The organism is Streptomyces sp. NPDC090025 (assembly GCF_044748125.1).
Taxonomy (GTDB): Bacteria; Actinomycetota; Actinomycetes; order Streptomycetales; family Streptomycetaceae; genus Streptomyces.
Genome location: NZ_JBIVFL010000003.1, coordinates 576,054 through 602,317 on the forward strand (window position 1 = coordinate 576,054; position 26,264 = coordinate 602,317).

Annotated in this window: 28 protein-coding genes; 18 read left to right on the forward strand and 10 right to left on the reverse strand. The window is 72.9% G+C overall.

The window, feature by feature from the left end; all coding sequences use genetic code 11:
- Positions 1-237: 237 nt before the first annotated feature.
- Complete coding sequence (locus ACIPXM_RS11925) at positions 238-855, forward strand: TetR family transcriptional regulator (protein WP_401654648.1); 618 nt, start codon at positions 238-240, stop codon at positions 853-855.
- A 41-nt stretch (positions 856-896) separates the two neighbouring features.
- Here ACIPXM_RS11925 and ACIPXM_RS11930 read toward each other — a convergent pair whose 3' ends face one another.
- The 3 genes from ACIPXM_RS11930 to ACIPXM_RS11940 all read right to left on the reverse strand — a co-directional run bounded on the left by ACIPXM_RS11930 (position 897) and on the right by ACIPXM_RS11940 (position 3,335).
- Positions 897-1,439, reverse strand: a complete 543-nt coding sequence (locus ACIPXM_RS11930) for a hypothetical protein (RefSeq protein WP_401654649.1) — start codon at positions 1,437-1,439, stop codon at positions 897-899.
- A 193-nt stretch (positions 1,440-1,632) separates the two neighbouring features.
- On the reverse strand, positions 1,633-1,866 hold the full coding sequence (locus ACIPXM_RS11935) for a ferredoxin (RefSeq protein WP_401654650.1): 234 nt from the start codon (positions 1,864-1,866) through the stop codon (positions 1,633-1,635).
- Positions 1,866-3,335, reverse strand: coding sequence for an aldehyde dehydrogenase (locus ACIPXM_RS11940; RefSeq protein ID WP_401654651.1), 1,470 nt, complete (start codon positions 3,333-3,335; stop codon positions 1,866-1,868). Before ACIPXM_RS11940 ends, ACIPXM_RS11935 begins: the two co-directional genes overlap by 1 nt.
- A 137-nt stretch (positions 3,336-3,472) precedes the next feature.
- On the opposite strand from ACIPXM_RS11940, the gene ACIPXM_RS11945 reads away from it, so the two are divergent.
- The 7 genes from ACIPXM_RS11945 to ACIPXM_RS11975 all read left to right on the forward strand — a co-directional run bounded on the left by ACIPXM_RS11945 (position 3,473) and on the right by ACIPXM_RS11975 (position 11,409).
- A complete protein-coding gene (locus ACIPXM_RS11945; RefSeq protein ID WP_401654652.1) occupies positions 3,473-4,525 on the forward strand; it encodes an MBL fold metallo-hydrolase in 1,053 nt (350 codons plus the stop codon).
- A 278-nt stretch (positions 4,526-4,803) separates the two neighbouring features.
- On the forward strand, positions 4,804-6,054 hold the full coding sequence (locus ACIPXM_RS11950) for a prenyltransferase/squalene oxidase repeat-containing protein (protein ID WP_401654653.1): 1,251 nt from the start codon (positions 4,804-4,806) through the stop codon (positions 6,052-6,054).
- Complete coding sequence (locus tag ACIPXM_RS11955) at positions 6,051-6,761, forward strand: SCO2322 family protein (protein ID WP_401654654.1); 711 nt, start codon at positions 6,051-6,053, stop codon at positions 6,759-6,761. Before ACIPXM_RS11950 ends, ACIPXM_RS11955 begins: the two co-directional genes overlap by 4 nt.
- 14 nt (positions 6,762-6,775) lie before the next feature.
- Positions 6,776-8,056, forward strand: coding sequence for an energy-coupling factor transporter transmembrane component T (locus ACIPXM_RS11960; RefSeq protein ID WP_401654655.1), 1,281 nt, complete (start codon positions 6,776-6,778; stop codon positions 8,054-8,056).
- Positions 8,053-9,765: an ABC transporter ATP-binding protein gene (locus ACIPXM_RS11965; protein WP_401654656.1), complete on the forward strand. Its 1,713-nt coding sequence runs from the start codon at positions 8,053-8,055 to the stop codon at positions 9,763-9,765. Before ACIPXM_RS11960 ends, ACIPXM_RS11965 begins: the two co-directional genes overlap by 4 nt.
- On the forward strand, positions 9,762-10,700 hold the full coding sequence (locus ACIPXM_RS11970) for an ECF transporter S component (RefSeq protein ID WP_401654657.1): 939 nt from the start codon (positions 9,762-9,764) through the stop codon (positions 10,698-10,700). The genes ACIPXM_RS11965 and ACIPXM_RS11970 overlap by 4 nt, the downstream gene beginning before the upstream one ends.
- A 307-nt stretch (positions 10,701-11,007) precedes the next feature.
- On the forward strand, positions 11,008-11,409 hold the full coding sequence (locus ACIPXM_RS11975) for a transglycosylase SLT domain-containing protein (RefSeq protein WP_401654658.1): 402 nt from the start codon (positions 11,008-11,010) through the stop codon (positions 11,407-11,409).
- A gap of 145 nt (positions 11,410-11,554) precedes the next feature.
- Here ACIPXM_RS11975 and ACIPXM_RS11980 read toward each other — a convergent pair whose 3' ends face one another.
- Positions 11,555-12,724, reverse strand: coding sequence for a steroid 3-ketoacyl-CoA thiolase (locus ACIPXM_RS11980; protein WP_401654659.1), 1,170 nt, complete (start codon positions 12,722-12,724; stop codon positions 11,555-11,557).
- 230 nt (positions 12,725-12,954) lie between these two features.
- Between ACIPXM_RS11980 and ACIPXM_RS11985 the strand changes: the two genes are divergently transcribed.
- The 3 genes from ACIPXM_RS11985 (at position 12,955) to ACIPXM_RS11995 (ending at position 15,517) form a co-directional block, all read left to right on the forward strand.
- A complete protein-coding gene (locus ACIPXM_RS11985; protein WP_401654660.1) occupies positions 12,955-14,199 on the forward strand; it encodes a cytochrome P450 in 1,245 nt (414 codons plus the stop codon).
- A 74-nt stretch (positions 14,200-14,273) separates the two neighbouring features.
- Entirely contained in the window at positions 14,274-14,948 is a 675-nt protein-coding gene (locus tag ACIPXM_RS11990; protein WP_401654661.1) for an O-methyltransferase, read from the forward strand.
- An 83-nt stretch (positions 14,949-15,031) separates the two neighbouring features.
- A complete protein-coding gene (locus tag ACIPXM_RS11995) occupies positions 15,032-15,517 on the forward strand; it encodes a GNAT family N-acetyltransferase (RefSeq protein ID WP_401654662.1) in 486 nt (161 codons plus the stop codon).
- Between the two features lie 34 nt (positions 15,518-15,551).
- Here ACIPXM_RS11995 and ACIPXM_RS12000 read toward each other — a convergent pair whose 3' ends face one another.
- The gene (locus ACIPXM_RS12000) at positions 15,552-17,606 is read right to left on the reverse strand and encodes a DHA2 family efflux MFS transporter permease subunit (protein WP_401654663.1); all 2,055 of its coding nucleotides are present in this window, start codon (positions 17,604-17,606) and stop codon (positions 15,552-15,554) included.
- Between the two features lie 187 nt (positions 17,607-17,793).
- Between ACIPXM_RS12000 and ACIPXM_RS12005 the strand changes: the two genes are divergently transcribed.
- The 5 genes from ACIPXM_RS12005 (at position 17,794) to ACIPXM_RS12025 (ending at position 22,175) form a co-directional block, all read left to right on the forward strand.
- The gene (locus ACIPXM_RS12005) at positions 17,794-18,933 is read left to right on the forward strand and encodes a peptidoglycan-binding protein (RefSeq protein ID WP_401654665.1); all 1,140 of its coding nucleotides are present in this window, start codon (positions 17,794-17,796) and stop codon (positions 18,931-18,933) included.
- Between the two features lie 184 nt (positions 18,934-19,117).
- Positions 19,118-19,783 carry an HAD-IA family hydrolase gene (locus ACIPXM_RS12010; RefSeq protein ID WP_401654666.1) on the forward strand — a complete coding sequence of 222 codons (666 nt, stop codon included), beginning with the start codon at positions 19,118-19,120 and terminating at the stop codon, positions 19,781-19,783.
- Positions 19,784-20,034: 251 nt separating this feature from the next.
- Positions 20,035-20,685, forward strand: a complete 651-nt coding sequence (locus ACIPXM_RS12015) for an HNH endonuclease family protein (protein ID WP_401654667.1) — start codon at positions 20,035-20,037, stop codon at positions 20,683-20,685.
- Positions 20,686-20,906: 221 nt separating this feature from the next.
- Positions 20,907-21,398 carry a DoxX family protein gene (locus tag ACIPXM_RS12020; protein WP_401654668.1) on the forward strand — a complete coding sequence of 164 codons (492 nt, stop codon included), beginning with the start codon at positions 20,907-20,909 and terminating at the stop codon, positions 21,396-21,398.
- A gap of 126 nt (positions 21,399-21,524) precedes the next feature.
- Positions 21,525-22,175, forward strand: coding sequence for a DedA family protein (locus tag ACIPXM_RS12025; protein ID WP_401654813.1), 651 nt, complete (start codon positions 21,525-21,527; stop codon positions 22,173-22,175).
- Here the strand turns inward: ACIPXM_RS12025 and ACIPXM_RS12030 are convergent.
- Together ACIPXM_RS12030 and ACIPXM_RS12035 are read right to left on the reverse strand one after the other, a co-directional pair.
- On the reverse strand, positions 22,129-22,392 hold the full coding sequence (locus tag ACIPXM_RS12030) for a DUF2277 domain-containing protein (protein ID WP_401654669.1): 264 nt from the start codon (positions 22,390-22,392) through the stop codon (positions 22,129-22,131). The two genes, ACIPXM_RS12025 and ACIPXM_RS12030, sit on opposite strands and share 47 nt — an antisense overlap.
- An 87-nt stretch (positions 22,393-22,479) precedes the next feature.
- Positions 22,480-22,704 carry a hypothetical protein gene (locus ACIPXM_RS12035; protein ID WP_401654670.1) on the reverse strand — a complete coding sequence of 75 codons (225 nt, stop codon included), beginning with the start codon at positions 22,702-22,704 and terminating at the stop codon, positions 22,480-22,482.
- A 216-nt stretch (positions 22,705-22,920) separates the two neighbouring features.
- On the opposite strand from ACIPXM_RS12035, the gene ACIPXM_RS12040 reads away from it, so the two are divergent.
- Together ACIPXM_RS12040 and ACIPXM_RS12045 are read left to right on the forward strand one after the other, a co-directional pair.
- Complete coding sequence (locus tag ACIPXM_RS12040; protein WP_401654671.1) at positions 22,921-23,685, forward strand: GntR family transcriptional regulator; 765 nt, start codon at positions 22,921-22,923, stop codon at positions 23,683-23,685.
- A 186-nt stretch (positions 23,686-23,871) separates the two neighbouring features.
- Positions 23,872-24,321, forward strand: a complete 450-nt coding sequence (locus tag ACIPXM_RS12045) for a lamin tail domain-containing protein (protein ID WP_401654672.1) — start codon at positions 23,872-23,874, stop codon at positions 24,319-24,321.
- Between the two features lie 30 nt (positions 24,322-24,351).
- Here ACIPXM_RS12045 and ACIPXM_RS12050 read toward each other — a convergent pair whose 3' ends face one another.
- The 3 genes from ACIPXM_RS12050 to ACIPXM_RS12060 all read right to left on the reverse strand — a co-directional run bounded on the left by ACIPXM_RS12050 (position 24,352) and on the right by ACIPXM_RS12060 (position 26,173).
- A complete protein-coding gene (locus tag ACIPXM_RS12050; RefSeq protein WP_401654673.1) occupies positions 24,352-24,939 on the reverse strand; it encodes a DUF4231 domain-containing protein in 588 nt (195 codons plus the stop codon).
- 33 nt (positions 24,940-24,972) lie between these two features.
- Positions 24,973-25,500, reverse strand: coding sequence for a hypothetical protein (locus ACIPXM_RS12055; RefSeq protein WP_401654674.1), 528 nt, complete (start codon positions 25,498-25,500; stop codon positions 24,973-24,975).
- Positions 25,501-25,705: 205 nt separating this feature from the next.
- Positions 25,706-26,173, reverse strand: a complete 468-nt coding sequence (locus ACIPXM_RS12060; protein ID WP_401654675.1) for a hypothetical protein — start codon at positions 26,171-26,173, stop codon at positions 25,706-25,708.
- Positions 26,174-26,264: the final 91 nt, after the last annotated feature.

The window sequence follows — 26,264 nt, forward strand, 5'->3', positions numbered from 1 at the left end:
CAAGTTACAGACTTGATCGTTCATGATCTCCTTGACCATGGCGATCATGCTCGTGATCGTTCACCGTCCCGGAGCGGCCGGGTTCGCGGGACCGGAATCGAGTGATCCTCAAGGAGCACAGAATCTACCGGCAGGTAGCCTCGTCGCGAGTCCGGGAACAGGTGATTCGCGCCACGGCGGGCGCCGGGCCCATACTGTCGCTCCGCCCTCGCACGGCACCGCACGGAACGGGACCTCATGACCGCGGAAGACAGACCTGCGTCGGCGCCCCTGACGGAGCGCCAGGAAGCACGCCGACGGCGCATCCTGCATGCCAGCGCGCAGCTGGCCGGGCGCGGCGGGTTCGACGCCGTGCAGATGCGGGAGGTCGCCGAGGCGGCCGGGGTGGCGCTCGGCACGCTCTACCGCTACTTCCCGTCCAAGATCCATCTGCTGGTCGCGACCATGCAGGACCAGCTCCAGCACATGCACACCACGCTGCGGAAGCGGCCGCCCGCCGGTGACGACCCGGCGCAGCGGGTGGCGGAGACCCTGATGCGGGCCTTCCGGGCGCTGCAGCGCGAGCCGCAGCTCGCGGACGCGATGGTGCGGGCGCTGACCTTCGCCGACCGGAGCGTGAGCCCGGAGGTGGACACGGTGTCGCGGCTGACCACCGCGATCATCCTGGACGCGATGGGGGCGGAGCACCCGACGCCGCAGCAGCTGTCGGCGGTGCGGGTGATCGAGCACACCTGGCACTCGGCGCTGATCACCTGGCTGTCGGGGCGGGCGTCGATCGCACAGGTGAAGATCGACATCGAGACGGTGTGCCGGCTGATCGACCTGACGGCGCCGCGGGCCCCCGGGGCGCGCTAGCCGCCCCGGGGTGCCGCAGGCCGGGCCCTGCCCGGATCAGGTCAGGGCTTCTTGTTCTTCTCCAGGTCGGCCTTGAACAGCTCCGCGCACGCGGGCGTGTTGTTCGTGCCCACGAACATCACGAGCTTCAGGACGCCCGCGGTGTGGTCGCTGGCCTTGACCGTCCAGGTGCTCTTGGTCAGGGACTTGATGGTCGAGCCGCTCTCCTCGACGGACTGGCCGGTGGCCCAGCCGCCCTTGGTGAGCGCCGCGACCGTCTCCGTGTAGGACTTCTTCGGGTCGGCGGCCTTGCGGGTGTCGGGCATCCAGCTGACCATGCACTTCTCCAGGCCCGGCGGGATCTGCTTGCCGGTCGGGTCCTGGGCGAAACCGGCGGCGGTGGCCGCGGTCTCGATCTCCTTCGACACGGCGTCGGCGGTGAGCTCACCGCCCGCCTCCGCGCCGCCGGTGGCCCCCGCCGTCGAACCGGCCGTGGACCCGGCGGAGGCCGAACCACCCTTGTCCGCCGCGCCCTTGTCCGTACCGCTGTCGCTCCCGCAGCCCGCGACCGACAGCATCACACCGGCGGCCGCGGCAGCGGCCACCCACTTCGCCTTGCGCACAACTCTCCCAATTTCGGGCACACGAAGGCCCCTTGCCCCCGTAGACAGGGGCACAGTTTTGCACGCGTGAACCACTGTTCGGGAAACGGAACGCGGGAGGCGGAAGACGGGCGGTGGACGACGTCCGGCCCGTGGGCCGGGGCGCGCCCCGGCCCACGGGCCGAACTCCTCCCCGCTACTCCTCGGGCGGGAACACCGGTTCGCCGCCGTCCGCGAGCGTGATCGAGATGGCCTCCACCGGGCAGCCCTCGGCGGCCGCGAGGACCTTCTCGTTGGCGTCCGACTCGGGGTCGCGGGGGTGGGACTGGCGGGCCGCGTCGAGACGGAATCCGGCCGGGGCGTGGTTCACGCACATGCCGGAGCCGATGCAGACGCCCCGGTCGACCTCCACGTGCCAGCGGTCGCCCATCACGCCCCACCCGGCCCCTGGTAGCCGGCGGGCAGGTGGATCATCTTGTGCTCCAGGTACTCGGAGAAGCCCTCGGGGCCGAACTCGCGGCCCACGCCGCTGTTCTTGTAGCCGCCGAACGGGCCGAGCATGTCGAGGCTGAAGGTGTTCACGTTGAAGGTGCCGGTGCGGACCCGGCGGGCGAAGTCGACGCCGTGCTCGACGTCGCCGGTCCAGACGCTGCCGGACAGGCCGTACTCGGAGTCGTTGGCGATCCGCAGCGCCTCGGCCTCGTCCCCGTACGGCAGGAGGCAGATCACCGGCCCGAAGATCTCCTCGCGGGCGATCCGCATCGAGTTGTCGACGCCGCCGAACAGCGTCGGCTCGACGTACCAGCCGCGTTCCCGGCCCTCCGGACGGCCGCCGCCGGTGAGCACCTTGGCGCCCTCCGCCTGGCCGATGCCGATGTAGTCGAGCGAGCGCTGCTGCTGGCGCCGGGCGACCAGCGGGCCGACCTGGGTGGCCGGGTCGAGCGGGTCGCCGACCACCAGGGCGCCCGCCGCCGCCGCGAACGCCTCGGCGGTCTCCTCGTAGCGGGAGCGCGGGACGAGGATGCGGGTCTGGGCGACGCACGCCTGCCCGTTGTTCATCCAGGCGGACGGCACGACCCCGGCGACGGTGGCGTCGAGGTCCGCGTCCGGCAGCACCACGGCCGCCGACTTGCCGCCGAGTTCGAGGGTGACCCGGGTGAGGTTGCGGGACGCGACCTCCATCACGCGCTTCCCGGCGGCGACCGAGCCGGTGAAGGAGACCTTGTCGATGCCGGGGTGCCCGACCAGGTACTCGCTGACCTCGCGGTCGGCCGGGAGGATGGAGAGCACGCCCTCCGGGAGCCCGGCCTCGGCGGCGATCTCGCCGAGGATGTACGAGTCGAGCGGGGTCTCCGGGGAGGGCTTCAGGATCACCGCGCATCCGGCGAGCAGCGCGGGCCCGAGCTTGGCGGCGGCGGTGAACTGCGGCACGTTCCACGGGACGACGGCCGCGACCACCCCGACCGGCTCGCGCCGCACCAGGATCGGCCCGAGGGCGCCGGAGCGGTGCTCCTCGAAGGCGAACTGCCGGGCCACGGTGATCGCCGAGTCCCACACCATCATCGCGCCGAGCGCCTGCGCGAGCACCGACCAGGAGTAGGGCGAGCCGTTCTGCGAGCTGATCGAGCGGGCGATCTCCTCGTGCCGTACGGCGATCGCGTCCTTGATCCGCCCGACGACCTCGATCCGCTCCTCCAGCGTCATCCGGGGCCACGGCCCCTCGTCGAAGGCCCGGCGCGCGGCGGCGACGGCCCGGTCGACATCGGCCTCGGAGGCGTGCGGGACGCGGCCGATGACCTCCTCGGTGTGCGGGGAGACCACCTCGATGACCGCGCTCCCGAGCGGATCGGTCAACTCGCCGCCGATGAACAGTTTTCCGTGCTCCACAAGCTCGGTCATGACCGACTGCCTCCCGGAACCTCGCCGCGACCGCTGGCCGCTCCACCACTTCTGACGATGTTTCAGAACTGATACCAGTTCTAGTTATAGTGGGCAATGGCCAATGGCCGTACCGGTACGCAGAGATGAGGACGCTCATGACGCAGCTGCCCGACACGGTCATCCAGCACGGCGGGGGTGTCTGGTCGATGCGCGTGCCCATCCCCGACAACCCGCTCGGGCACACCCTGGTGCACGTGGTCGACACCGACCGCGGCCCCGTGCTCGTCGACACCGGCTGGGACGACCCCGCGTCGTGGGCCGAACTCACCGGCGGGCTCGGCGTCCTCGGCATCGACGTCCGGGACGTGCACGGCGTCGTCGTCACCCACCACCACCCCGACCACCACGGCCTGTCCGGCCGGGTCCGGGAGGAGTCCGGGGCCTGGATCGCCATGCACGCCGCCGACATCGCCGTGGTACGCCGCACCCGCGGCTCCGAACCCGGCACCTGGCTCGACTACCTCGCCCGCAAGCTCGCCGCCGTCGGCGCGCCCGACGAGCACATCGCCCCGCTGCTCGCCGCCCGGGCGGCGGGCGGCCGGATGCGGACCCTGCCCGGGCTCGGCTCCGCGCTGCCCGACCGCGAGATCGTCCCCGGCGAACTGCTCGACCTCGCCGGACGCAGGCTGCGCGCCGTCTGGACCCCCGGCCACACCCCCGGCCATGTCTGCCTCCACCTGGAGGAGGCCCACCCGGCCGGGCTGCCCGGCCGCGGCCGGCTCTTCTCCGGCGACCATCTGCTGCCCGGGATCAGCCCGCACATCGGCCTGTACGAGGACCCCGACGAGGCCACCGCCGCCGACCCGCTCGGCGACTACCTCGACTCCCTGGAACGGATCGGCCGGCTCGGCGTCGCCGAGGTGCTCCCCGCCCACCAGCACGCCTTCACCGACGCGGCCGGGCGGGTGCGGGAACTGCTCGACCACCACGAGGAGCGGCTCACCGGACTGCTCGCCCTGCTCGCCACCCCGCTCACCCCCTGGCAGCTCGCCGAGCGGATGGAGTGGAACCGCCCCTGGGACCGCATCCCGCACGGCTCCCGCAACATCGCGGTCAGCGAGGCCGAGGCCCATCTGCGCCGCCTGGTGAAGCTGGGCCGCGCCGAGGCACTGCCGGGGACGGACCCGGTGGCCTACCTGGCGGTGTGAGGCGGGGCCCGGACCTGGGCGGCCGGTAAAGTGGGCGGTCGTCGTCATGCCCGTACAGGGGAAAGCCGGTGCGAATCCGGCACTGTCCCTTCCCCTGCCCCGACGCTCCGAGTGGGGTGGGGACACCCCACTCCGTGAGCCACCCTCCGCCAGAAGCAGGGGGGTGGCGAAGTCGGAACGCCCGGTACGGGACGTGAGCGCCGGCACCGTCGAGGAACACGGTGCCGGAGGCCGGCTCCCCGGGTGCCGGTGTCCGGTGCCCGCAGGAGAGAAGAGCCATGATCAGCGTTCGCCGCGCCGCCGCCGCACTCGCCGCCGGTGCCGTGCTCAGCACCACCGTCGCCGGAGTGGCCACCGCCGCGCCCTCGCCGCCCGTGCAGGTCCCGGCCGGTCTGTACGGCATGACCGACCCCACCTACGACGGCGTCTGGCGCCAGTCGCTCGCCTTCCTCGCCCAGCGCACCTCCGGCATCCAGCCCGCCGACCGGGCCGTGGACTGGCTGCTCGGCCAGCAGTGCGCGAACGGCGCCTTCGCCTCCTACCGGCCCGACCCGGCCGCGGCCTGCGACGGCAAGACGATGCTCGACAGCAACGCCACCGCCGCCGCCGTGCAGGCGCTGACCTCGGTGAAGCGGCAGTCCGCCGACCCGGAGAAGGCCGAGCAGGCCGTGCAGAGCGGCCTGGCCTGGCTGAAGAGCGTGCAGAACAAGGACGGCGGCTGGAGCTTCACCCCCGGCTCCCCCAGCGACGCCAACTCCACCTCGATCGTCGTCAGCGCCCTCGCCGCCACCGGGACCCGCCCCGGCATGGTGAAGTCGCCCGACGGCAAGACCCCGTACGACGCGCTGCTCACCTTCGCGCTGCCGTGCGCGGGTGACGCGGCCGAGGGCGGCGGCGCGGGCGCCTTCGCCTACCAGCCGGACAAGAACGGCAAGCTCGTCGCGAACGCCGACGCCACCGCCGCCGCCACCCTCGCCGGGCTCGGCAAGGGCATCACCGCCCGCGGCACCGGACCCGAGCAGCCGCCGACCTGCAGCACCACCCCGAAGCCGACCCCCGAGCGGGCCGCGCTCAACGGCGCCTCCTACCTCGCCGCCCAGCTCGCCGGGAGCGGCCACCTGGTCACCCCGCCGATGCCCGGCGCCGCCGACGCCAAGGAGCAGCCGGACTACGGCAACACCGCCGACGCGGTCGTGGCGCTCGCCGCCGCCGGGGCGAAGAAGGAGGCCACCGGCGCGCTGACCTGGCTGGAGCAGAACTCCACCGCCTGGGCCCGGACCAGCGGCCCGGCCGCCTACGCCCAGCTGGTGTTCGCCGCGCACGCGATGGACACCGACCCGCGTTCCTTCGGCCGCACCGACCTCATCGAGCAGCTGAACGCCACCGGCCCGGAGCCGAAGGCCCCGGACAACTCGCAGGCGTCGACCGGTGACGACGACGAGGGCGGCTTCGACGTGTGGTGGATCATCGGCATCGGCACGGTCGTCGGCGTCGGCGTCGGCTTCCTGCTGAGCGGCCGGAAGAAGTGAGCCGCCGGACCGCCGTACGGCTCCGGCTCGCGGCGGGGCTCGGCGGCGCGCTGCTCATGGGCGCCGCCGTCGCCGCGCCCGCGCAGGCCGCCGGCACCGGCTACCGCTACTGGTCCTTCTGGGAGGACAAGGGCGGCAGCTGGGGCTACGCCACCCAGGGCCCGGCGACCGCCCGGCCCGCCGACGGCGACGCCCTCGGCTTCCGCTTCGCCGTGAGCCGGGACGCCGCCGACGCCACCAAGCCCACCGCCGCGCCCGACTTCGCGAAGACCTGCGCGGCCACCGCGGCGAAGGACGGCACCAAGCGGGTCGCCCTCGTCATCGACTTCGGCACCACCGCCGACGCCCCGCCCGGCGAGACCCCGCCGAGCCCGGCGGTGCGCTCCGCGTGCGCGCGGGTGCGGGAGGACGCGACGGCCGCCGAGGCGCTCGCCGAGGTCGCCAAGCCGCTGCGGTACGACAGCAACGCGCTGCTCTGCGGGATCTCGGGCTACCCGAAGGCGGGCTGCGGCGAGGCCGTGGCCCTGCCGGACCCGGGCTCGTCGACGGCCGCCCCGTCGGCGGTCCCGTCGGCCACCGGTTCCGCCGCCGCCTCCGCCGACGCGCACCCGGGCTCCGGGGGTCCTTCGGTCGGCCTCCTCGCGGGCGGCGCCGCCGTGGTCGTGCTCGGCGCGGCGGGCATCTGGCAGGCGCGCCGCCGCCGCTGATGCCGACTCCGCGGATGACGTACGGGACGGGTGCGGGGGCGGGGGCGGGGGCGGGGGCGGATGCCGACGCCGGTACCGCTGCCGGTGCCGGTGCCGGTGAGGGCTCGGGGGCACGGTCCGGCGGGCGGCGGGCGGGGCGGTTCGACCGTTTCCGCGCGCCCGTCGCCGACCGGGCCAACGCGCTGCACCCGGGTGCCTGGTGGCTGTGGGCGCTCGGCCTCGCCGTCGCCGCCTCCCGCACCACCAACCCCCTCCTCCTCGGCCTGATCGTCGGGGTCGCGGGCTATGTGGTGGCGGCCCGCCGCACCGACGCGCCCTGGGCCCGTTCGTACGGCGCCTTCGTCAAGCTCGGACTGTTCGTCGTCGGCATCCGGGTCCTGTTCTCGCTGCTCCTCGGCTCGCCGATCCCGGGCTCCCACCCGCTGTTCACGCTGCCGGAGCTGCCGCTGCCCGACTGGGCGCAGGGCATCCGGATCGGCGGCCGGGTGACCGCCGAGCAACTGCTCTTCGCGCTGTACGACGGCCTGAAACTGGCCACCCTGCTGATCTGCGTGGGCGCGGCGAACGCGCTCGCCAACCCGTCGCGGCTGCTGAAGTCGCTGCCGGGCGCGCTGTACGAGGTCGGGGTCGCCGTCGTCGTGGCGATGACGTTCGCACCGAACCTGGTCGCCGACGTGGTGCGGCTGCGCACCGCCCGCCGCTTGCGCGGGCGCCCCACCGGCGGGGTGCGGGCGCTGCTCCAGATCGGTCTGCCGGTCCTGGAGGGCGCGCTCGAACGCTCGGTCGCGCTCGCCGCGTCGATGGACGCGCGGGGGTACGGCAGGACCGCCCAGGTGCCGCGCGCGGTCCGGCGCACCACCAATGTGCTCACCCTCGGCGGACTGCTCGGGGTGTGCGCCGGTTCGTACGGGCTGCTCGCCGCGCAGGGCGCGGGCTACGGCCTGCCGCTGCTCGTGGCGGGCCTGCTCGCGGCGGTCGGCGGGCTGCGGCTCGGCGGCCGCAGGACCGTGCGCACCCGCTACCGCCCGGATCCCTGGGGGGTGCGGGCCTGGCTGGTCGCGGGCTCGGGGGTGGCGGTGGCGGCCCTGGTGATCTGGACGGGCGCGGCGGTGCCGGAGGCGATGCGGCCCGGGCTCGTACCGCTGGAGGCGCCGCAGCTGCCGGTGTGGCCCGCGGTGTCGGTGCTGCTCGGGCTGCTGCCCGCGGTCGTGGCGCCGCTGCCCGTCCTCTCGGATCCGCCGCCGCGGTCGTCATCGTCATCGTCGTCGTCGTCGTCGAAGGAGTCTGCTCGGTGATCCGTTTCGAGAACGTCTCGGTGACGTACGACGGCGCGGCCGCCCCGGTCCTCGACGGCGTCGACCTGACCGTGCCGGAGGGCGAGCTCGTGCTGCTCGTCGGCCCCTCGGGTGTCGGCAAGTCGACTCTTCTCGGCGCCGTCTCCGGCCTCGTCCCGCACTTCACCGGCGGCACCCTGCGCGGCCGGGTCCTGGTGGACGGCCGCGACACCCGCACCCACCCGCCGCGCGAGCTGGCCGACGTGGTCGGCACGGTCGGCCAGGACCCGCTGGCCCATTTCGTCACCGACACGGTCGAGGACGAGCTGGCGTACGGCATGGAGTCGCTCGGCCTGGCGCCGTCGGTGATGCGGCGGCGGGTCGAGGAGACCCTGGACCTGCTCGGCCTCGCCGAGCTGCGCGACCGGCCGATCGCCACGCTCTCGGGCGGGCAGCAGCAGCGGGTCGCGATCGGCTCGGTGCTGACCCCGCACCCCAAGGTGCTGGTGCTCGACGAGCCGACGTCGGCGCTCGACCCGTCGGCGGCGGAGGACGTCCTCGCGGTGCTCCAGCGGCTCGTCCATGACCTCGGCACGACGGTCCTGATGGCGGAGCACCGGCTGGAGCGGGTGGTGCAGTACGCCGACCAGGTCCTGCTGCTGGACGGGGCGGGGCCCGGAGCGCGGCTCGGGGCCCGGCTCGGGGCGCCCGCCGAGATGATGGCCGTCTCGCCGATCTTCCCGCCGGTGGTGGGTCTCGGCCGACTGGCCGGGTGGGAGCCGCTGCCGCTGACGGTGCGGGACGCGCGGCGGCGGGCGGGGGAGATCAAGGAGCGGCTGGGCGGCACTCCAGCCCCGCCGGCGTTTGAGGCGCGGGGGTCCGGGGGCGGAGCCCCTGGTTTCGGGAAGGGGCGGGGCGGGGGAAGGAAAGCACCCCCGGACACCCGTACCAGCGCCGACACCGGCCCCACGGACCAGCCCCTTCTCCGCACCACCCGCCTCGCCGTCCGCCGCGGCCGTGTCGAAGCCCTCCGCCGGATCGACCTCACCGTCACCGCGGGCGAGACCGTCGCGCTCATGGGGCGCAACGGGGCCGGGAAGTCCACCCTGCTCAGCACCCTCGTCGGGATGCTCGCCCCCACCTCGGGCACGGTCCGCGTCGCCGGACTGACCCCGCACGCCACCGACCCCCGCACCCTCATCCGGCAGGTCGGCCTGGTGCCGCAGGAGCCGAGGGATCTGCTGTACGCGGATTCCGTCGGCGAGGAGTGCGCGGCGGCGGACTCCGACGCGGGCGCGGCGCCGGGCACCTGTCGGCGGCTGGTGGCGGAGCTGCTGCCGGGGCTCGCGGACGACACGCATCCGCGGGACCTGTCCGAGGGGCAGCGGCTCGCGCTGGCGCTCTCCGTCGTGCTGACGGCGAAGCCGCCGCTGCTGCTCCTGGACGAGCCGACCCGGGGCCTGGACTACGCGGCGAAGGCCCGGCTGGTGACCCGGCTGCGGGCGCTCGCCGCCGCCGGGCACGCGATCGTGCTCGCCACGCACGACGTGGAGCTGGTGGCGGAGCTCGCGGACCGGGTGGTGATCGTCGCGGGCGGTGAGGTGGTGGCGGACGGGCCGACGGCGGAGGTCGTGGTGTCCTCGCCCGCCTTCTCGCCGCAGGTCGCGAAGATCCTGGCGCCGCAGCCGTGGCTCACGGTGGAGCAGGTCGCGGAGGCCCTCCAGCGATGAGCCCGTCCCGCCCGGGCCCCGCCCGTACCCCTGGTACCCCTCGTACCGCGCGCCCTCCCCGTACTGCACGCCCCATCCGGCTCGGCGCGAAGTCCGTCGCCGCCCTCGCCCTGGTCTCCTTCGTGGGCCTGGTCGCGATCGGCTGGCCGCTCTTCGCGGACGCGGACTCCGCGCTCACCGACCACGCCGCCGACGCCCCCTGGTTCTTCGCGCTGCTCCTGCCCCTCCTCATCGCGGTCGTGGTGGCGACCATCGCCGACTCCGGGATGGACGCGAAGGCGGTGGCGATGCTGGGGGTGCTCGCCGCCGTGGGGGCGGCGCTGCGGCCGCTCGGGGCGGGGACGGCCGGTCTTGAGCCGATGTTCTTCCTGATGGTGCTGAGCGGCCGGGTGCTCGGGCCCGGCTTCGGCTTCGTGCTCGGCGCGGTCACCATGTTCGCGTCCGCGCTGCTCACCGGCGGGGTGGGCCCGTGGATGCCGACGCAGATGCTGGCGATGGGCTGGTTCACGATGGGCGCGGGCCTGCTGCCGGGCCCGGAGCGGCTGCGCGGCCGGGGCGAGCGGTGGCTGCTCGCCGGGTACGGGTTCCTGGCGGCCTTCGCGTACGGCACCGTCACCAACCTCTACGGCTGGGTCACCATCGGCGGCGGCCTGCCCCAGGCCGACGGGAGCGGGGCGGGCGGCGACGGCGGGATCTTCTTCGTGCCCGGGGACTCCCCCGCCGCGAACCTGGCCCGTTTCCTGGCCTTCCTGGTCACCACCTCGCTCGGCTGGGACCTGGGCCGGGCGCTGCTCACCGTGGTCCTCACGCTCACCGTCGGCGGTCCGCTGCTGCGGGCGCTGCGGCGGGCGACCCGGCGGGCGAACTTCGAGGCCCAGGTCACATTCGAGGGCCCGGAAGGGGCCCCTCGGGGTGAGGCGCCTCATAGGACCTAGGTCACGTACGACCGGACCTAGTAGACCTGTACGAACCGGATAAAGACCCCACAGACCGGTCTGACCTGCGCGAATCCCCCCACTCCCGACCCGGGGCTGTCCTCCCTGGGTCCGAACCTTCCTCGTACCGGGGGTGATTGCGCCGCCCCGCCAGGTTTGTTTCTCTGGTGGACGTCGCCAGGCAGCGGTGCTCACCGAAGCACCAGGGCCAGGCCGGTTTCCCCACCAGCTCCCGGGCTTCCGGGCTCTGGTTCCGGCTTGTCCAAAACGCCCGGCGCGACCTTGCCCCCGACGTTAGGTACACGTTTTGTTCCGCTCGATCGCCACCCGCGCCGCCTCCCGCAAGAAGACCTTCGCCGTTTCCGCCGCCGTTCTGCTCGGCGCCTCGGGTGCGGTGCTCGGCACCACGGGTACGGCCTCCGCCGCCACCCCGCAGGAGCTCGCCCGGCAGATCGTTCCGGCGGCTCAGTACGCTTCCTTCAGCAAGATCGTGGAGCACGAGTCCGGCTGGAACCACACCGCCACCAACTCGTCCAGCGGCGCCTACGGCCTGGTCCAGGCCCTGCCCGGGTCGAAGATGTCGTCCGCCGGTGCCGACTGGAAGACCAACCCCGCCACGCAGATCAAGTGGGGTCTGGACTACATGAACGAGCGCTACGGCTCGCCGAACGGTGCCTGGTCCTTCTGGCAGTCGCACGGCTGGTACTGAGCCGGCCCCACGGCCCGCCTGACCGGCTGACCACCGCCTGACGTCGCAAGGCCCCGCCCTCCTCACGGAGGGGCGGGGCCTGCGGCGTTTTCCCGTACCCGCTTCCCGCACCCGCTTCCCGCATCCGCGAAGCGGGCGGGCGGGATCAGAGGCGCTGGATGATCGTGCCGGTCGCCAGCGCGCCACCCGCGCACATCGTGATCAGCGCGAATTCCTTGTCGGTCCGCTCCAGCTCGTGCAGCGCCGTGGTGATCAGCCGGGCACCGGTGGCGCCGACCGGGTGGCCGAGGGCGATGGCGCCGCCGTTGACGTTGACCTTCTCCAGGTCCTGGTCGAAGACCTGCGCCCAGGACAGGACGACGGAGGCGAACGCCTCGTTGATCTCGATCAGGTCGATGTCCTTGAGCGACATCCCGGCCTTGCCGAGCACCGCCCTGGTCGCGTCCACCGGCCCGTCCAGGTGGTAGTGCGGGTCGGCGCCGACCAGGGCCTGGGCGACGATCCGGGCGCGCGGGCGCAGCTTGAGGGCGCGGGCCATCCGCTTGGAGGCCCACAGCACGGCGCAGGCGCCGTCGGAGATCTGCGAGGAGTTGCCCGCCGTGTGGATGGCGGTGGGCATGACCGGCTTGAGCCCGGCGAGCGCCTCCATGCTGGTGTCGCGCAGGCCCTCGTCCCGGTCGACCAGCCGCCACATGCCGTGGCCCGCGGCCTGCTCGGCCTCGGTGGTGGGGACCTGGACGGCGAAGGTCTCGCGCTTGAAGCGCTCCTCGGCCCAGGCGACGGCGGCGCGCTCCTGGGAGAGCAGGCCGAGCGAGTCAACGCGCTCGCGGGTGAGACCGCGGCGGCGGGCGATGCGCTCGGCGGCCTCGAACTGGTTGGGCAGGTCGACGTTCCACTCGTCGGGCCAGGGCTTGCCGGGGCCGTGCTTGGAGCCGGAGCCCAGCGGGACCCGGGACATCGCCTCGACGCCGCAGCTGATGCCGATGTCGATGACCCCGGCGGCGACCATGTTGGCCACCATGTGGCTGGCCTGCTGGGAGGAGCCGCACTGGCAGTCGACGGTGGTGGCGGCGGTCTCGTAGGGCAGCCCCATGGTGAGCCAGGCGGTGCGCGCCGGGTTCATGGACTGCTCGCCGGCGTGGGTGACGGTGCCTCCGACGATCTGCTCGACGCAGTCGGCGTGGATGCCGGTGCGGCCGAGCAGCTCGCGATAGGTCTCGCCGAGGAGGTAGGCGGGATGGAGATTGGCGAGCGCGCCTCCGCGCTTGCCGATGGGGGTGCGTACGGCTTCGACGATGACGGGTTCCGCGGCCATGAGCTCGTCCTCTCCTCGCCCGTGCGGGGGTGTCCCGGCACCCGCGCCGGTCGGCGTCACGTAGAACTAGTACGCGTTCTAGTTCTGAGTGCAGTCTTATGACTGCTACCGCCGGTACGCAAGGGTCCGGGAAGCAACAGTTCCCACCCCTTCTCTTGCCACTTGTAGAACTCGTTACTACCTTTCCCGGCAACTTCTGATGGGCCATCAGATTATGGAGTGTGTTGCCGATGCCCTGCCCCCATCTCTCCGAAGGGTTCGACGCCACCGACCCCGATCTGCTCCAGAGCCGCGTACCGCACCCCGAGTTCGCGCAGCTGAGGCAGACCGCTCCCGTCTGGTGGTGCGCCCAGCCTCCCGGTGTCACCGGCTTCGCCGACGAGGGCTACTGGGCCGTGACGCGGCACGCCGACGTCAAGTACGTGTCCACGCACCCGGAGTTGTTCTCCTCCAACGAGAACACCGCCGTCATCCGCTTCAACGAGCACATCAGCCGCGACCAGATCGAGGTCCAGAAGCTGATCATGCTCAACATGGACCCGCCCGAGCACAGCCGGGTCCGCCAGATCGTCCAGCGCGGCTTCACCCCGCGCGCCATCCGCAGCCTGGAGACCGCGCTGCGCGACCGGGCCCGCTCCATCGTGACCGAGGCCAGGGCCGCCGCGGGCCCCGACGGCGCCTTCGACTTCGTGACCAGGGTCGCCGTCGAACTCCCGCTCCAGGCCATCGCCGAACTCATCGGCGTACCCCAGGAGGACCGGGCCCGGATCTTCGACTGGTCGAACAAGATGGTCGCGTACGACGACCCCGAGTACGCCATCACCGAGGAGATCGGCGCCGAGGCCGCGATGGAACTCATCGGCTACTCGATGAACCTCGCCGCCAGCCGCAAGGAGTGCCCGGCCAAGGACATCGTGTCGCAGCTGGTCGCGGCGGAGGGCCAGGGCAACCTGTCCTCCGACGAGTTCGGCTTCTTCGTGCTGCTGCTCGCCGTCGCGGGCAACGAGACGACCCGCAACGCGATCAGCCACGGCATGCACGCCTTCCTCACCCACCCCGACCAGTGGGAGCTCTACAAGCGGGACCGCCCGGCGACCGCCGCCGAGGAGATCGTCCGCTGGGCCACCCCCGTGGTCTCCTTCCAGCGCACCGCCACCCAGGACACCGAGATCGGCGGCCAGAAGATCAAGCGCGGCGACCGGGTCGGCCTGTTCTACTCCTCCGCCAACAACGACCCCGAGGTCTTCGAGGACCCGGAGCGCTTCGACATCAGCCGCGACCCGAACCCGCACCTCGGATTCGGCGGCGGCGGACCGCACTTCTGCCTCGGCAAGTCCCTCGCCATCAAGGAGATCGAGCTGATCTTCGAGGCGCTCGCCGACGAACTGCCCGACCTCTCACTGGCCGGCGACCCGCGCCGGCTGCGGGCGGCCTGGCTGAACGGCATCAAGGAACTCCAGGTGCGGGTGGGCTAGGCCGTGTGCCGTACCGGCGAACTGGCCGGAGTCGTACGGGCGCTGCCCGGGCGGCCCGGTGTACGTTCGCCGGTATGACCAATGACCAGGCTCAATGGACCGCCGTCGACACCTACTTCACGGACCTGCTGGCCCCGGAGGACGAGGCGCTGAGCGCCGCCGTCGCCGACTCGGCCGCCGCCGGCCTTCCGGACATCGCCGTCGCCGCGAACCAGGGCAAGCTGCTGCACCTGCTCGCGGCGGCGGCCGGTGCCCGCTCGATCCTGGAGATCGGCACCCTCGGCGGCTACAGCACCATCTGGCTGGCCCGCGCGCTGCCCGCCGACGGCCGGATGACCACCCTCGAATACTCCGCCGAGCACGCCGACGTGGCCCGGGCCAACATCGCCAGGGCCGGTCTGGACAAGAACGTCGACGTCAGGGTCGGCGCCGCGCTCGACACCCTGCCGCTCCTGGAGCAGGAGGGCGTCGGCCCGTTCGACTTCGTCTTCATCGACGCGGACAAGGTCAACAACCCGCACTACGTGAGCTGGGGCCTGAAGCTGTCACGCCCGGGCACCCTGATCGTCGTCGACAACGTGGGCCGCGAGGGCCGGGTCGCCACCCCGGACCCGGACGACGCGGCGATCACCGGCACCCGCGCCATGTTCGACCTGATCGCGAACGAGCCCCGGCTCGACGCCACCGCCTTCCAGACGGTGGGCTCGCGCGGCTACGACGGTCTGCTGATCGCCCGCGTCGTGAGCTGACCCGTCGAAGGGGCCGGTACGGCTCCGGTACGGTCGGGCCGCCGGTGAAAAATCGGCGGCGCGCCGGGTCGTGCGCGCCGACAATGGCGCGCATGACCTGGAACTTCTCCCTCGAACCGGTCGGCACCGCCGACGCCACCGCACTGCGCCGCGCCTACTTCGGCGATGTCGCGAGCAGCTACTACGGCAGGCTCGTCCCCGAGGACGAGTACGACGAGGAGATGATCGCGGAGGGCATCGAGCTGCTGGCCCCGCCGACCGGTCAGTTCCTGGTCGGACGTCACGACGGCACGCCCGCGGCCTGCGGCGGCTTCACCCTCCTCGACGCCGAACGGGCCGAGCTGACCCGGGTGTTCATCCGCCCGGAGTTCCGCGGCAAGGGCGGCGCCGATCTGCTGGTCGGCGCCCTGGAGGACGCGGCCCGGACGCTCGGCGCCCGTCGTACGGTCCTCAACACCCGGCTCGACCTGGTGGAGGCGCGGGCGGTGTACACCCGTAACGGATACGACGAGATCCCGGCGTACTGCACCGGGCCGTACATGGAGATCTGGTACGGCAAGGAGCTCTGAACGACCGGCGGAACCGGGGGGCTCAGGCGTGGGCTCAGGCGTGGTGGTCGCCCGGCGGTTCGGGCGACCGGGGCCGTTCGCCGTCCGAGCCGCCCAGCTCGGCGGTCAGCTGCTCGACCAGCCGGACCAGATCGGTGGGCCGGTCGGGCCCCCACCAGTCGCCGAGGAGATCGGCGAGCGAGTCCTCGCGGGCCTTCGCGAGCAGCACCGCCGTCTCCGCGCCGGTCTCGGTGAGCACCAGTTGCAGGCCCTCGCGGCCGACGAGCCGCCGCTCCTCCAGCTCGCGCGCCGCCTCGGTGATGGCCCGCAGCGGCACCGGGGTGGTGTCGGCGAGCCGGCCGGGTTCGACGGCGCCGTGGCGGCGCACCCGCAGCAGCAGCCAGCTCGACGCGGGCAGCAGGTCGAGCCCGGCGCGCGCGGTGATCTTCTCGTAGATCTCCTTGCGGCCCTCGCGGGTGCCGAGCACCGAGAGGGCCCGCGCGCACTCGTCGTACGAGGACCGCTCGACCGGATTGGCGGCGAGCGTCTGACTGGAGTCGGGCGCGGTGACCGAGCCGCGCAGCCGGTCCTCCTTCAGGAACCACGAGATGACGAAGGCGACGAGGACGACCGGGGCCGCGTACAGGAACACGTCGGTGATCGAGGTGGCGTACGCGTGCAGCACCGACGGGCGCAGCTGCGGCGGGAGTTGGGCGATGACGCGCGGATCGGCGGAGATCTGTGAGAGGTCGGCGCCGGGCGGGAGCTGCTGTCCGGCGAGGGCGTCCTGGAGCTTGGCGTTGAGCCGGTTGGTGAAGACGGTGCCGAAGACGGCGACGCCGAAGGAGGCGCCGATGGAGCGGAAGAAGGTGGCTCCCGAGGTGGCCACGCCGAGGTCCTGGTAGGAGACCGAGTTCTGCACGACCAGCACCAGGACCTGCATGACCAGGCCGAGTCCGGCGCCGAACACGAAGAAGTAGACGCTCATCTCCCAGGTGGAGCTGGTCTCGGTGAGCCGGTGCAGGAGCAGCAGACCGATGAAGGTGACGGCGGTGCCCGCGATCGGGAACACCTTCCAGCGGCCGGTGCGGGAGACGATCTGCCCGGATCCGGTGGAGGTGATCAGCATGCCCGCGACCATCGGCAGCATGTGCACGCCGGACATGGTGGGGGTGACGCCCTGCACGACCTGGAGGAAGGTCGGCAGATAGGTCATCGCGCCGAACATGGCGAAGCCGACGACGAAGCTGATGACGGAGACGAGCGCGAAGGTGCGGATCCGGAACAGCTTGAGCGGCAGCACCGGTTCGGCCGCCCGTCGCTCCACCCGGACGAACCAGACGAGCAGCACCGCGCCGAGCACGGCCAGGCCGATGATCTGCGGGGACGCCCATTCCCAGGTGGTGCCGCCGAGGGAGGCGACCAGGACCAGGCAGGTGGCGACCGAGGCGATCAGGAAGGTGCCGAGGTAGTCGATGGTGTGCCGGGTGCCGCCGGTCGGGATGTGCAGGACGGCGGCGATGACGAAGAGCGCGACCACGCCGATCGGCAGGTTGATGTAGAACACCCAGCGCCAGGAGAGGTGTTCGGTGAACAGGCCGCCGAGCAGCGGCCCGAGGACGCTGGTGGCGCCGAAGACCGCGCCGAACAGGCCCTGGTAGCGGCCGCGTTCGCGGGGCGAGACCAGGTCGCCGACGATCGCCATCGACAGGACCATGAGCCCGCCGCCGCCCAGGCCCTGGAGCGCGCGGAAGGCGATGAGCTGGGGCATGTTCTGGGCGATGCCGCAGAGCGCGGAGCCGATGAGGAAGATGACGATGGCGCTCTGGAAGAGCTTCTTGCGCCCGTACTGGTCGCCGAGCTTGCCCCACAGCGGGGTGGCGGCCGTGGACGCCAGGAGGTAGGCGGTGACCACCCAGGACAGGTGCTCCAGGCCGCCGAGCTCGCTGACGATGGTCGGCAGGGCGGTGGAGACGATGGTCTGGTCGAGTGCGGCGAGCAGCATGCCGAGCAGCAGCGCGCCGATCGCGACCATGACCGTGCGACGGCTCTGCCCCTCCCCCGGTACGGGGCCACCGCTGTCCTGCGGCGCGCGTACTTCCTGGGCCATGGGCGTGTCTCCTCGCGGTCGAACGGCGCTGTCAGCGGCGCTGTCGGCGGCCTCGATACGCCTCCATCCTGAGGTGTTCGTCCCGGTATGGCCCGTCGGGGGACGGTTGAGGGGTACAGGTGTTCACCCTGGCGCGGGGACCTGACTGCATAATCGCTCGCAGTTGAACCGGGGAGGGGACCCAACGATGTCCGGACACGTCTGTCCTGAATGCGGTGTACACAGACCTGGCTGCGCCTGCGACCGCGCGCAGGCACAGGCGGCCGAACTGGCCGCCGCCGAGGCGTTCGACCCGCTGCGCATCAGGCCGTACGTGACGCTGAACGGCACCCCGGAGGACCCCGCCCCACTGCCCCCGCCGCCCCCGGCCCCGGTCGGCCCTCCGGCGGGCCCGCTGCCGCCCGAGGTGCCCGCGACCCGCGCGACACAGGAGCCGGTCGGGAGGCCGGCCGGGGGGCCGGAGACCATGCGGTTGCTGCTGCCGCTGGACGGGAGCGGGTACGAGGAGGGTCCGGCGCACGGGCAGGGTGCGCCGTACGGGCAGGGTGCCGCGTACGGGCCGGGCGGCGGGTACGAGGACGGTGGCGGGTACGAGGACGGCGGCCCCGCTCACACGCTGGCGTACGCCCCTGAGGGGCGCGGGAAGCGGGACGGCAGGCGGGGCCGTACGGCGGCGCTCGCGGGCCTGGTCGCGGCGGCCGTGGTGGGCACGGCGGCCCTGGCGGTCGCCTTCGTCGGCAGCGGCGACGGCGGCGACACCGAGGACCGGGCCGGGGTGCCGGAGGTGACCACCAGCGCGTCCGAGAACGTGGCCGTCTCGGAGGCCCCGAGCACCACCCCGACCGCGGACCAGGACTCCCCCTCCACGACCCCGAGCGGTTCCGCGCGCCCCTCGAAGAGCCCCTCCGCGTCCGGGTCCGGCGCCGGGTCCGCCTCCCCCTCGGCGACGCGCGGCGCGGCGACCGCGTCCGGCTCGGCGGCCCCGCCCCGGCCGACCGGGGCCACGCCCAGCGGGCCCGGCCCGACCGCGTCCAGCCCGGCGGTCCGGCCGCCGGTCCCCCCGACCCTGAGCCCGGGAGCGACCGGCGAGGAGGTGCGGGTGCTGGAGCGGCGCCTGCGGCATCTGGGCCTCTACTCCGGCCCGATCGACGGGTCGTACGGCCGGAAGGTCGAGCGTGGGGTCACGACCTTCCAGTCCTACATGGACATCGACGAGGACCCGGAGGGCGTCTACGGGCCCGCCACCCGGCGTGCCCTCGAAGTCGCGACGAAGGGGCTGGACACGAGTGGCGCCGACGACGGCGGTGACGACTGGGGCTGGGGCTGACGGACCCCGCCCCGGGCGGTGCCGTACCGGCGGCACGACACCCCGCTTTGTATCGCAACGGAACAAAGCGGTATCGTGGCAGGACAAAGTGGCCCCGCCCGCACTCCCTGACCTGGCGGGCGGGACCGCTTCGTACCCCCGCGCACAGCCCGCACCCCATCTCCGACCCCTCTGGAGAGCCCCGATGACCGCCACCACCCCGGCGACGCTCACCACCCGCGCCCTCCTGCTCGACATGGACGGCACCCTGGTCAACTCGGACGCCGTCGTGGAGCGCTGCTGGCGGCGCTGGGCGGAGCGGCAGGGCCTGCCCGGCGACGAGGTCCTGAAGGTGGTGCACGGCCGCCAGGGCTACGCCACGATGGCGGTGCTGTTGCCGGAGCGCCCGATGGCGGAGAACCTCGCGGACAACCGGGTGATGCTGGCCGAGGAGACCGCGGACCTGGACGGCGTGGTGCCGGTGCCGGGCGCGCCCGCGTTCATGGCGGCGCTCGCGTCGCTGCCGCACGCGCTGGTGACCTCGGCCGACGTGCCGCTGTCGACGGCCCGGATGGGCGCGGCGGAGCTGCCGATGCCCGCGACCCGGATCACGGCGGAGTCGGTGGGCGCGAGCAAGCCGGACCCGGAGGGCTTCCTGAAGGGCGCGGCGGCGCTGGGCTTCGAACCGGCCGACTGCGTGGTCTTCGAGGACTCCGAGGCGGGCATCCAGGCGGGCCGCGCGGCCGGCATGCGGGTGGTCGGCGTGGGCCCGCGCGCGGCGGCGTTCGCGCCGGACGTGCACGTCATGGACCTGACGGGGATCCGGATCGAGCGGGCGGCGGACGGCACGCTGACGCTGACCTTCGACTGAGCCTCCGGGCGGACCTTCGGGTCCCTCAACTCCCCCTGGCGGGGCGGACGAGACGTCCGCCCCGCTTTTCGCTGCCCGCGCACGGCCGGAGCGGGCACCGGATCACCCCGCACACCCCTCACATCCCTCACACCCCCCACCCCTTGGCATGACATGCCCATGGCACCATCCTGTCACCCGGCACACCCCCCACCGAAACCTGCCGCCACCAGGATGACCGACCAAGGTCCCCCCACCTCAAGGGAGTTCGCATGTCCGTCGTCGCTGTCTACGCGCGTCGATGCGCGGCGCTCGCCGCGTCCGCCACCCTCGCCGTCACCGGCCTGCTCGCCTCCTCGCCCGCCGCCCAGGCCGCCCCGCCCACCCCGGTGAGCGCGGCGACCGCCCGTACCTACCTGGCCGCCCTGACGGTGCAGGCGGAAGGTTCCTCCACCGGCTACAGCCGGGACCTCTTCCCGCACTGGATCACCCAGTCCGGCGCCTGCAACACCCGGGAGGTCGTCCTGAAGCGGGACGGCGTGAACGTCACGACGGACGCCAACTGCGCGGCGACCGGCGGCAGCTGGTACTCGGAGTACGACGGCGCGACCTGGACGGCCGCGTCGGACCTGGACATCGACCACGTGGTCCCGCTCGCCGAGGCATGGCGCTCGGGCGCCAACACCTGGACCACCAGCCGCCGCCAGTCGTTCGCGAACGACCTGACCCGGCCGCAGCTGATCGCGGTCACGGACAACGTCAACCAGGCCAAGGGCGACAAGGACCCGGCGAAGTGGCTGCCGTCGCGCACGGCGTACCGCTGCACGTACGCGCGGATGTGGGTGCAGGTGAAGTACTACTACGCGCTCAGCGTCGACTCGGCCGAGAAGAGCACGCTCCAGTCGATCCTCAACGGCTGCTGACCGAGCCGCCCGGAGTTCGGATGACGGACGGCGGTGGCCGGGTGACGGACGGCCGTGACCCCTTGGCGAACGGCGTGCGGTCGTTCCCGGCCACCTTCGGCCGGATATAATTGTTGAACTTGCAAGTAATAGTGAGGGGTGCCTAACCTAGGGCCTTCGTCGGTTCCCGTCCCCCACGGCCGCGTCCCCCGGCGCGGCACGACCGAAGGAGTCCGCCCCCCATGAATGCGCTCACGGACCGCCTCAACCAGCTTCAGCCGTACGTCCTCGGCCTGTTCCGGATCGTCGTCGGCCTGCTCTTCCTCTGCCACGGTGCCGCCTCCGTCTTCGGCTGGCTCGGCGGCACCGACGGCTCGGGCGGCACGTACGAGACCGGTGCCTGGCCGAGCTGGTACGCGGCGGCGATCCAGCTCGTCGCGGGCACCCTGCTGATCCTCGGCCTCGCCACCCGCCCGGCCGCCTTCATAGCCTCCGGCTCGATGGCCTACGCCTACTTCAACGTCCACCAGCCCCAGTCGCTCTTCCCGCTGGAGAACGGCGGCGAGGCGGCGGCGATGTTCGCCTGGGTCTTCCTGCTCCTGACCTTCAGCGGCCCGGGCGCGCTGGCCCTGGACGGACTGTGGTCCGCGGCGCGGAACCCGGCGGGCACGCAGGCGGCGGGTGCCAAGGCGGAGCGGGACGAGGACGAGGGGCGGGCGCGGGTCGGCGCCTGACCGGCCACCGGCGCCCCCTGACGGAAGGGCGGCGGAGGGCCGGACGAGCGGGGCGAGCGGCGCCCCGCCCGTCCGGCCCTCCGCCGCCGCCGCGTAGGCTCAGGCCCCGTGAACGTGCTCGACGGCATGGGGTGGTCGCTGCAGGAGCTGACCGCGGGCCCGTGGATCTACGCGGTGGTGACGGCCTCCATCCTGCTCGACGTCCTGCTGCCGGTGCTGCCGAGCGGCATCCTGGTCGTCACGGCGGCCACCGCCGCGTCGGCGACGACCGCGGTCACCGTGGCGGGCGGGGGCGCGGCCGCGGCGGCGCCGTACGCGCCCTCGTTGCTCCCGCTGCTCCTCTGCGCGGCCACCGCCTCGTTCCTGGGCGACCTCGCCGCGTACCAGCTGGCCCGGCGCGGCGGGCCGCGGCTCGCCCGTACGACCGCACGCTCACGCCGTCTCACCGCCGCGCAGGAACGTCTCGGCGAGACCCTGGCCCGGGGCGGCGGACCGCTGATCGTGCTCGCCCGGTTCGCTCCGGCCGGGCGGTCGGTGGTGTCGCTGGGCGCGGGCGCGACCGGACGGCGGCGGCGCGACTTCCTGCCGTGGTCGGCGCTGGCGGCGACGGCCTGGGCGACGTACAGCGTCGGGATCGGCTGGCTCGGCGGCCGCTGGCTGGGCGCGACCTGGCTCGGCGCGGCGGTCCCGGTGCTCGCGCTGTTCCTGGCCGGAACGCTCGCGGCCTATGTCATACGGCGTCCGGCTGCGGCTCCTGAGCCCGCTCCCGCTGCCTGACCGGGTGCGCGCCGCGGACCTCCAGATCGGCGAGGAGCCGGGCGGTGGCCTCGGCCACCTCCTCGACGGCCCGCTCGAAGACCTGGAGGTTGTGGGCGGCGGGCGCGCGGAAACCGGAGACCTTGCGGACGAACTGCAGCGCTGCGGCGTGGATGTCGTCCTCGGTGGCCTCGTGGGGCAGGACGGGCGGGCGGAGGGTCTTGATGCTTCGGCACATGCTTTCAGTGTGACGCGCCCCACTGACAAGCGGGCGGCGTCCGGCGACGGCCGGGCCCCTACTCCCCGGCCCCTCCCCCCCTGCTCCTTATCCCCCGAGGCCGCGTCGGCTCCGCGCGTTGATCTCGGCGGCGCGGGCGCGCAGCTCGCGCATGGGGGTGGCGAGCTGGATGTCGGCGGGGTCGGCGTCCCAGGTGGTGCCGCCGTCGACGGGGCGGATGTGGAAGCGGCCGGCGACGGTGTCGACGTAGAAGCCGACCCGTCCGGTGGCGGTGTCACGGACGAGGTCGCCTGCCTCGGGCACGGGCTGCACGCTTCCCTCCCTTCCGGAGGTCGGTGGACCACGGATCAGCGGTCACGGAGATCAGATGGATACACCCAGCGAAGCGGCGTGACACCTCTCTGTCAACGCATCTCTAGAGATGTCCCCCGAAGGATGGATCGACGGCGCGGGGCGGCCCGGGCGCGGGCACCGGGCCGCCGGGGCGCGCCGTAGGGTGTCCCGCAGACGGAAGGGAGTGGTCCACCCATGACTGACCCGGAAAGCGGTCGTCGGCCCAAGTACCAGCGCATCGCCGATGAGTTGAGAACCGCGATCCAGTCGGGCACCTTCGCGCCGGGCGACCGGCTCCCCGGCGAGAACGACCTCATGTCCACGTACGACGTGGCCCGGATGACGGCCCGTCAGGCGTTGTCGGTGCTGCGCAACGAGGGGCTCGCGGAGGCGCGCAAGGGGGCCGGGGTGTTCGTGCGGGCGTTCCGTCCGCTGCGCCGCCGGGGCATTCCCCGGCTGGCCCGGGACCAGTGGGGCAGCGGTCGTTCGGTGTGGGCGGCGGACGTCGAGGACCGGGCCCTCGTGGTGGACCAGATCGAGGTGACCCCGGCGGCACCGGCGGGCGCCCGGGTGGCCCGGGTGCTCGGCCTCGACTCACCGGACGCGCCGGTGTGCGTGCGCAGCCGTCGCTTCGTGCTCGACGAGAAGCCGGTGCTGCTGTCCGTGTCGTACCTTCCGGCGGGCCTGGCCGAGGGGACCCCGATCGCGGCACCGGACACCGGCCCGGGCGGCACGTACGCCCGGCTGACCGAGCTGGGCCACCGCCCGTCGCGGTTCCGCGAGGAGATCCGCTGCCGGATGCCGACGGCGGAGGAGAGCACGCGTCTCGCGCTCGAGTTCGGGACCCCGGTGATCCTGATCGGCCGGACGGCGCTCACGAAGGCGGGGATCCCGGTCGAGCTGAACGAGATGACGCTGGACTCGGCGTCGTACGTCCTGGAGTACGACTTCGACGCCTGAGGCGGTACGGGGCGGGGCGCGGGGCCGGTACGGCGCGGGCGACCGGCGAGGCGAACCACACGATCCGGCCAAATCCGCAGGCGATGTAATGCCCTTGTGAAGGATGTGCGTAGTCTGTGTGCCCGCCGGGCCGCGCCGTCGAGGCGCCGGTCGCCCGGCCGACGACCAGACCATCAAGGGACCTTCATGCTCCGTACGCGCACCGTCGCGGCAGCCGCCGCGGCCGCCGCGGCAGCCCTGCTCCTGCTGCCCTCGCCCGCCCAGGCCGCCGGCTCCGTGCACCTGTACAAGATCTACTACGACAGCCCGGGCAAGGACACCCGCTCGACGGCGAGCCTGAACGCCGAGTACGTGCAGATACGCAACACCACGGGTGGGGCGGTCAACCTGCGCGGCTGGACGGTGACGGACGCGTCCAACCACCGCTACACCTTCGGCAACTTCACCCTCGGCAAGGGCAAGACCGTCACGGTGCACACCGGCAAGGGCAGGAACAGCGCCGCCCACGTCTACCAGGGCCGCGGCGCGTACGTGTGGAACAACGACCGCGACACGGCGACGCTGCGCCGCGCGGGCGGCGGCTGGGTCGACAACTGCTCGTACAACTCGACCCGCCGTGACTCCGTGATGTGCTGACGCTCGGGGCCTGATGCTCAGGGCTGACGCTCAGGGTGCCGGGGTGGTGGCGTCCGCCTTCGCCCCGGCACCCGGCGCATCGGCGCCTTCGGTGGCGTCCCCTTGCCGGGAGGCGGGGATCCCGTACTGCTGGAGCTCGGAGTTGACCTGGCCGCCGAGGGTCATGACGTTGAGCGTGGCGGAGTTCTCGCTGGCGATGGCCTTCTCGACGCGGGCGACGAGCGTGGTGAACGAGTCCCGGTCGGACATCCCGTGGTACGGCCCGACCCGCGCGGCGAAGTAGACCCGCTCGTGCCCGAGCAGCTGCTCGGTGGAGCGGTAGTTCTTCCACTGCTCGCGGTACCGGTAGACGCTCTCCAGCGACACCGACGCGACGACGACAAGACTCAGCACGGTCGCGGTGATCCGCGCGAACCCCAGATCCAGATTCACCAGCACGGGCACGAGCGCACCCCCGACCACCGACACGGTCCGCATCCGCAGATGCATGGCCTTCATCTTGGTGGCCTTGCGGTCGTACCACTCCTGATACTGCCCCAGCCGCTCGTCCAGATACCCCTGCGGCGTCATCACCCCGGCCCCCACGTGCACTTCGGGACCGTCCCCCCTGTCGTCCATGCTCCGGAGTACACCGGCGCGGCCACCCGCCCGTCAAGCGGCCCTGGCGAGGGGAAGCCGCTCGCTGTACGGCCAGGTGAAGGTGCGGTCCGCTTCGAGCCGGGCGTCGCCCCAGTGGATCCCGTGGATGCCGCCCGTGGCGTCGGCCGTGAAGAACACGCACACCAGGCGGGAGTCGACGCCCAGCTCCTCGAACCTCTCGCGCAGCCCCAGGAATTCGTCGGTCACGAGCACCTCGTCGATCTCGAACAGCCCTTCGGGCGCCTGCGGTCCATGGGCCTGGAACAGCCGCCGCCGGGTCGGCGAGGCGTTGGCGGGCAGCCGGGCCCGGTCGAGCGGCCGCGGCCGGTCCGCGTAGCGGAACGGGAACAGCGCCTGGCCGTTGACCACGGCGTACTCGTACCCGCGCACATCCCGTACGACCTCACCCAGCTCCCGCGCCAGCTCGGCCAGTTGCTCCCGGACGGCCTCAGCGAGGGTCACCCCGTACGGACTCCGCTTCTTGAGCGCGGCGGCCCGGTGCGTGGCCCGCGCCGTCTCATGCGCCCGCGCCAACCGCACGGGCACCCCTTCGACAACGGCCCCCGCCAGCCCCCCGAACCGCCCCAAAGCCCAATCCGAGACCATCCCCCGCCCTCCCCCTGACCAGCCCGTCCCCCTTGTGTGCCAGCTCCCCGGACCCGCGACAAGACCACGATCCGGCCAGTCCGGTCTCACGGCCGGGGCCGCTGGCCGCTGGCCGCGGAGCTTCGGGCACGCGGAGGGACTACCGCCGAGACGCTTCGGTCACCCGCTTCAGGTCCCGACCGCTCATGCCGAACAGCACATTGTGCTGGTGGTACGTGAAGGTGTAGTCAGCGAGGAGAGCGGCGGCGATGAACTCGCCGTTGGTGACGTACGTACCGGTTGCCCGCTCCATCACATGCTTCACGCCGTAGCTGCTGACGGTAGGCGTCTTGATCGGCGCGATGTTCTGGCTCAGCCAGGCGACGGTCTCCCACACCTTCCCCACGCCTGCGAGCAAGCTCTCCCGGTCGGAGTCCAGTTCGGCCCGGCGCTGCTCGGCCGTCTTGCGAAACGGCTCGAAGACGCCGATACCGAAGTCGTTGAGCAGCGGATGCCGCTGCATCACGGCGTCCAAGTCATTCACTTGTCGGCGCGCCACCATGTACGGCAGTCCGGTGGCTTTCTGGTGGGCGTGAATCGCGGCCTTTCGGCGCCGGTCCGCGGTCATCGTGTGGCTCCGTCTCGCGGGACGTCCCACGCCCGCCCCGCCGTGGATGCTCGAATGACCTGGCGGAACGCTGCTGCGCGATTCGGAGAAC

Bases quoted from the DNA above. Each gene is read 5' to 3' on its own strand.
- ACIPXM_RS11925 (WP_401654648.1), top strand. From the start codon at position 238: ATGACCGCGGAAGACAGACCTGCGTCGGCGCCCCTGACGGAGCGCCAG.
- ACIPXM_RS11935 (WP_401654650.1), bottom strand. From the start codon at position 1,866: ATGGGCGACCGCTGGCACGTGGAGGTCGACCGGGGCGTCTGCATCGGC.
- ACIPXM_RS11940 (WP_401654651.1), bottom strand. From the start codon at position 3,335: ATGACCGAGCTTGTGGAGCACGGAAAACTGTTCATCGGCGGCGAGTTG.
- ACIPXM_RS11945 (WP_401654652.1), top strand. From the start codon at position 3,473: ATGACGCAGCTGCCCGACACGGTCATCCAGCACGGCGGGGGTGTCTGG.
- ACIPXM_RS11950 (WP_401654653.1), top strand. From the start codon at position 4,804: ATGATCAGCGTTCGCCGCGCCGCCGCCGCACTCGCCGCCGGTGCCGTG.
- ACIPXM_RS11960 (WP_401654655.1), top strand. From the start codon at position 6,776: ATGACGTACGGGACGGGTGCGGGGGCGGGGGCGGGGGCGGGGGCGGAT.
- ACIPXM_RS11970 (WP_401654657.1), top strand. From the start codon at position 9,762: ATGAGCCCGTCCCGCCCGGGCCCCGCCCGTACCCCTGGTACCCCTCGT.
- ACIPXM_RS11980 (WP_401654659.1), bottom strand. From the start codon at position 12,724: ATGGCCGCGGAACCCGTCATCGTCGAAGCCGTACGCACCCCCATCGGC.
- ACIPXM_RS11985 (WP_401654660.1), top strand. From the start codon at position 12,955: ATGCCCTGCCCCCATCTCTCCGAAGGGTTCGACGCCACCGACCCCGAT.
- ACIPXM_RS11990 (WP_401654661.1), top strand. From the start codon at position 14,274: ATGACCAATGACCAGGCTCAATGGACCGCCGTCGACACCTACTTCACG.
- ACIPXM_RS11995 (WP_401654662.1), top strand. From the start codon at position 15,032: ATGGCGCGCATGACCTGGAACTTCTCCCTCGAACCGGTCGGCACCGCC.
- ACIPXM_RS12000 (WP_401654663.1), bottom strand. From the start codon at position 17,606: ATGGCCCAGGAAGTACGCGCGCCGCAGGACAGCGGTGGCCCCGTACCG.
- ACIPXM_RS12005 (WP_401654665.1), top strand. From the start codon at position 17,794: ATGTCCGGACACGTCTGTCCTGAATGCGGTGTACACAGACCTGGCTGC.
- ACIPXM_RS12010 (WP_401654666.1), top strand. From the start codon at position 19,118: ATGACCGCCACCACCCCGGCGACGCTCACCACCCGCGCCCTCCTGCTC.
- ACIPXM_RS12015 (WP_401654667.1), top strand. From the start codon at position 20,035: ATGTCCGTCGTCGCTGTCTACGCGCGTCGATGCGCGGCGCTCGCCGCG.
- ACIPXM_RS12020 (WP_401654668.1), top strand. From the start codon at position 20,907: ATGAATGCGCTCACGGACCGCCTCAACCAGCTTCAGCCGTACGTCCTC.
- ACIPXM_RS12025 (WP_401654813.1), top strand. From the start codon at position 21,525: ATGGGGTGGTCGCTGCAGGAGCTGACCGCGGGCCCGTGGATCTACGCG.
- ACIPXM_RS12030 (WP_401654669.1), bottom strand. From the start codon at position 22,392: ATGTGCCGAAGCATCAAGACCCTCCGCCCGCCCGTCCTGCCCCACGAG.
- ACIPXM_RS12040 (WP_401654671.1), top strand. From the start codon at position 22,921: ATGACTGACCCGGAAAGCGGTCGTCGGCCCAAGTACCAGCGCATCGCC.
- ACIPXM_RS12045 (WP_401654672.1), top strand. From the start codon at position 23,872: ATGCTCCGTACGCGCACCGTCGCGGCAGCCGCCGCGGCCGCCGCGGCA.
- ACIPXM_RS12050 (WP_401654673.1), bottom strand. From the start codon at position 24,939: ATGGACGACAGGGGGGACGGTCCCGAAGTGCACGTGGGGGCCGGGGTG.
- ACIPXM_RS12060 (WP_401654675.1), bottom strand. From the start codon at position 26,173: ATGACCGCGGACCGGCGCCGAAAGGCCGCGATTCACGCCCACCAGAAA.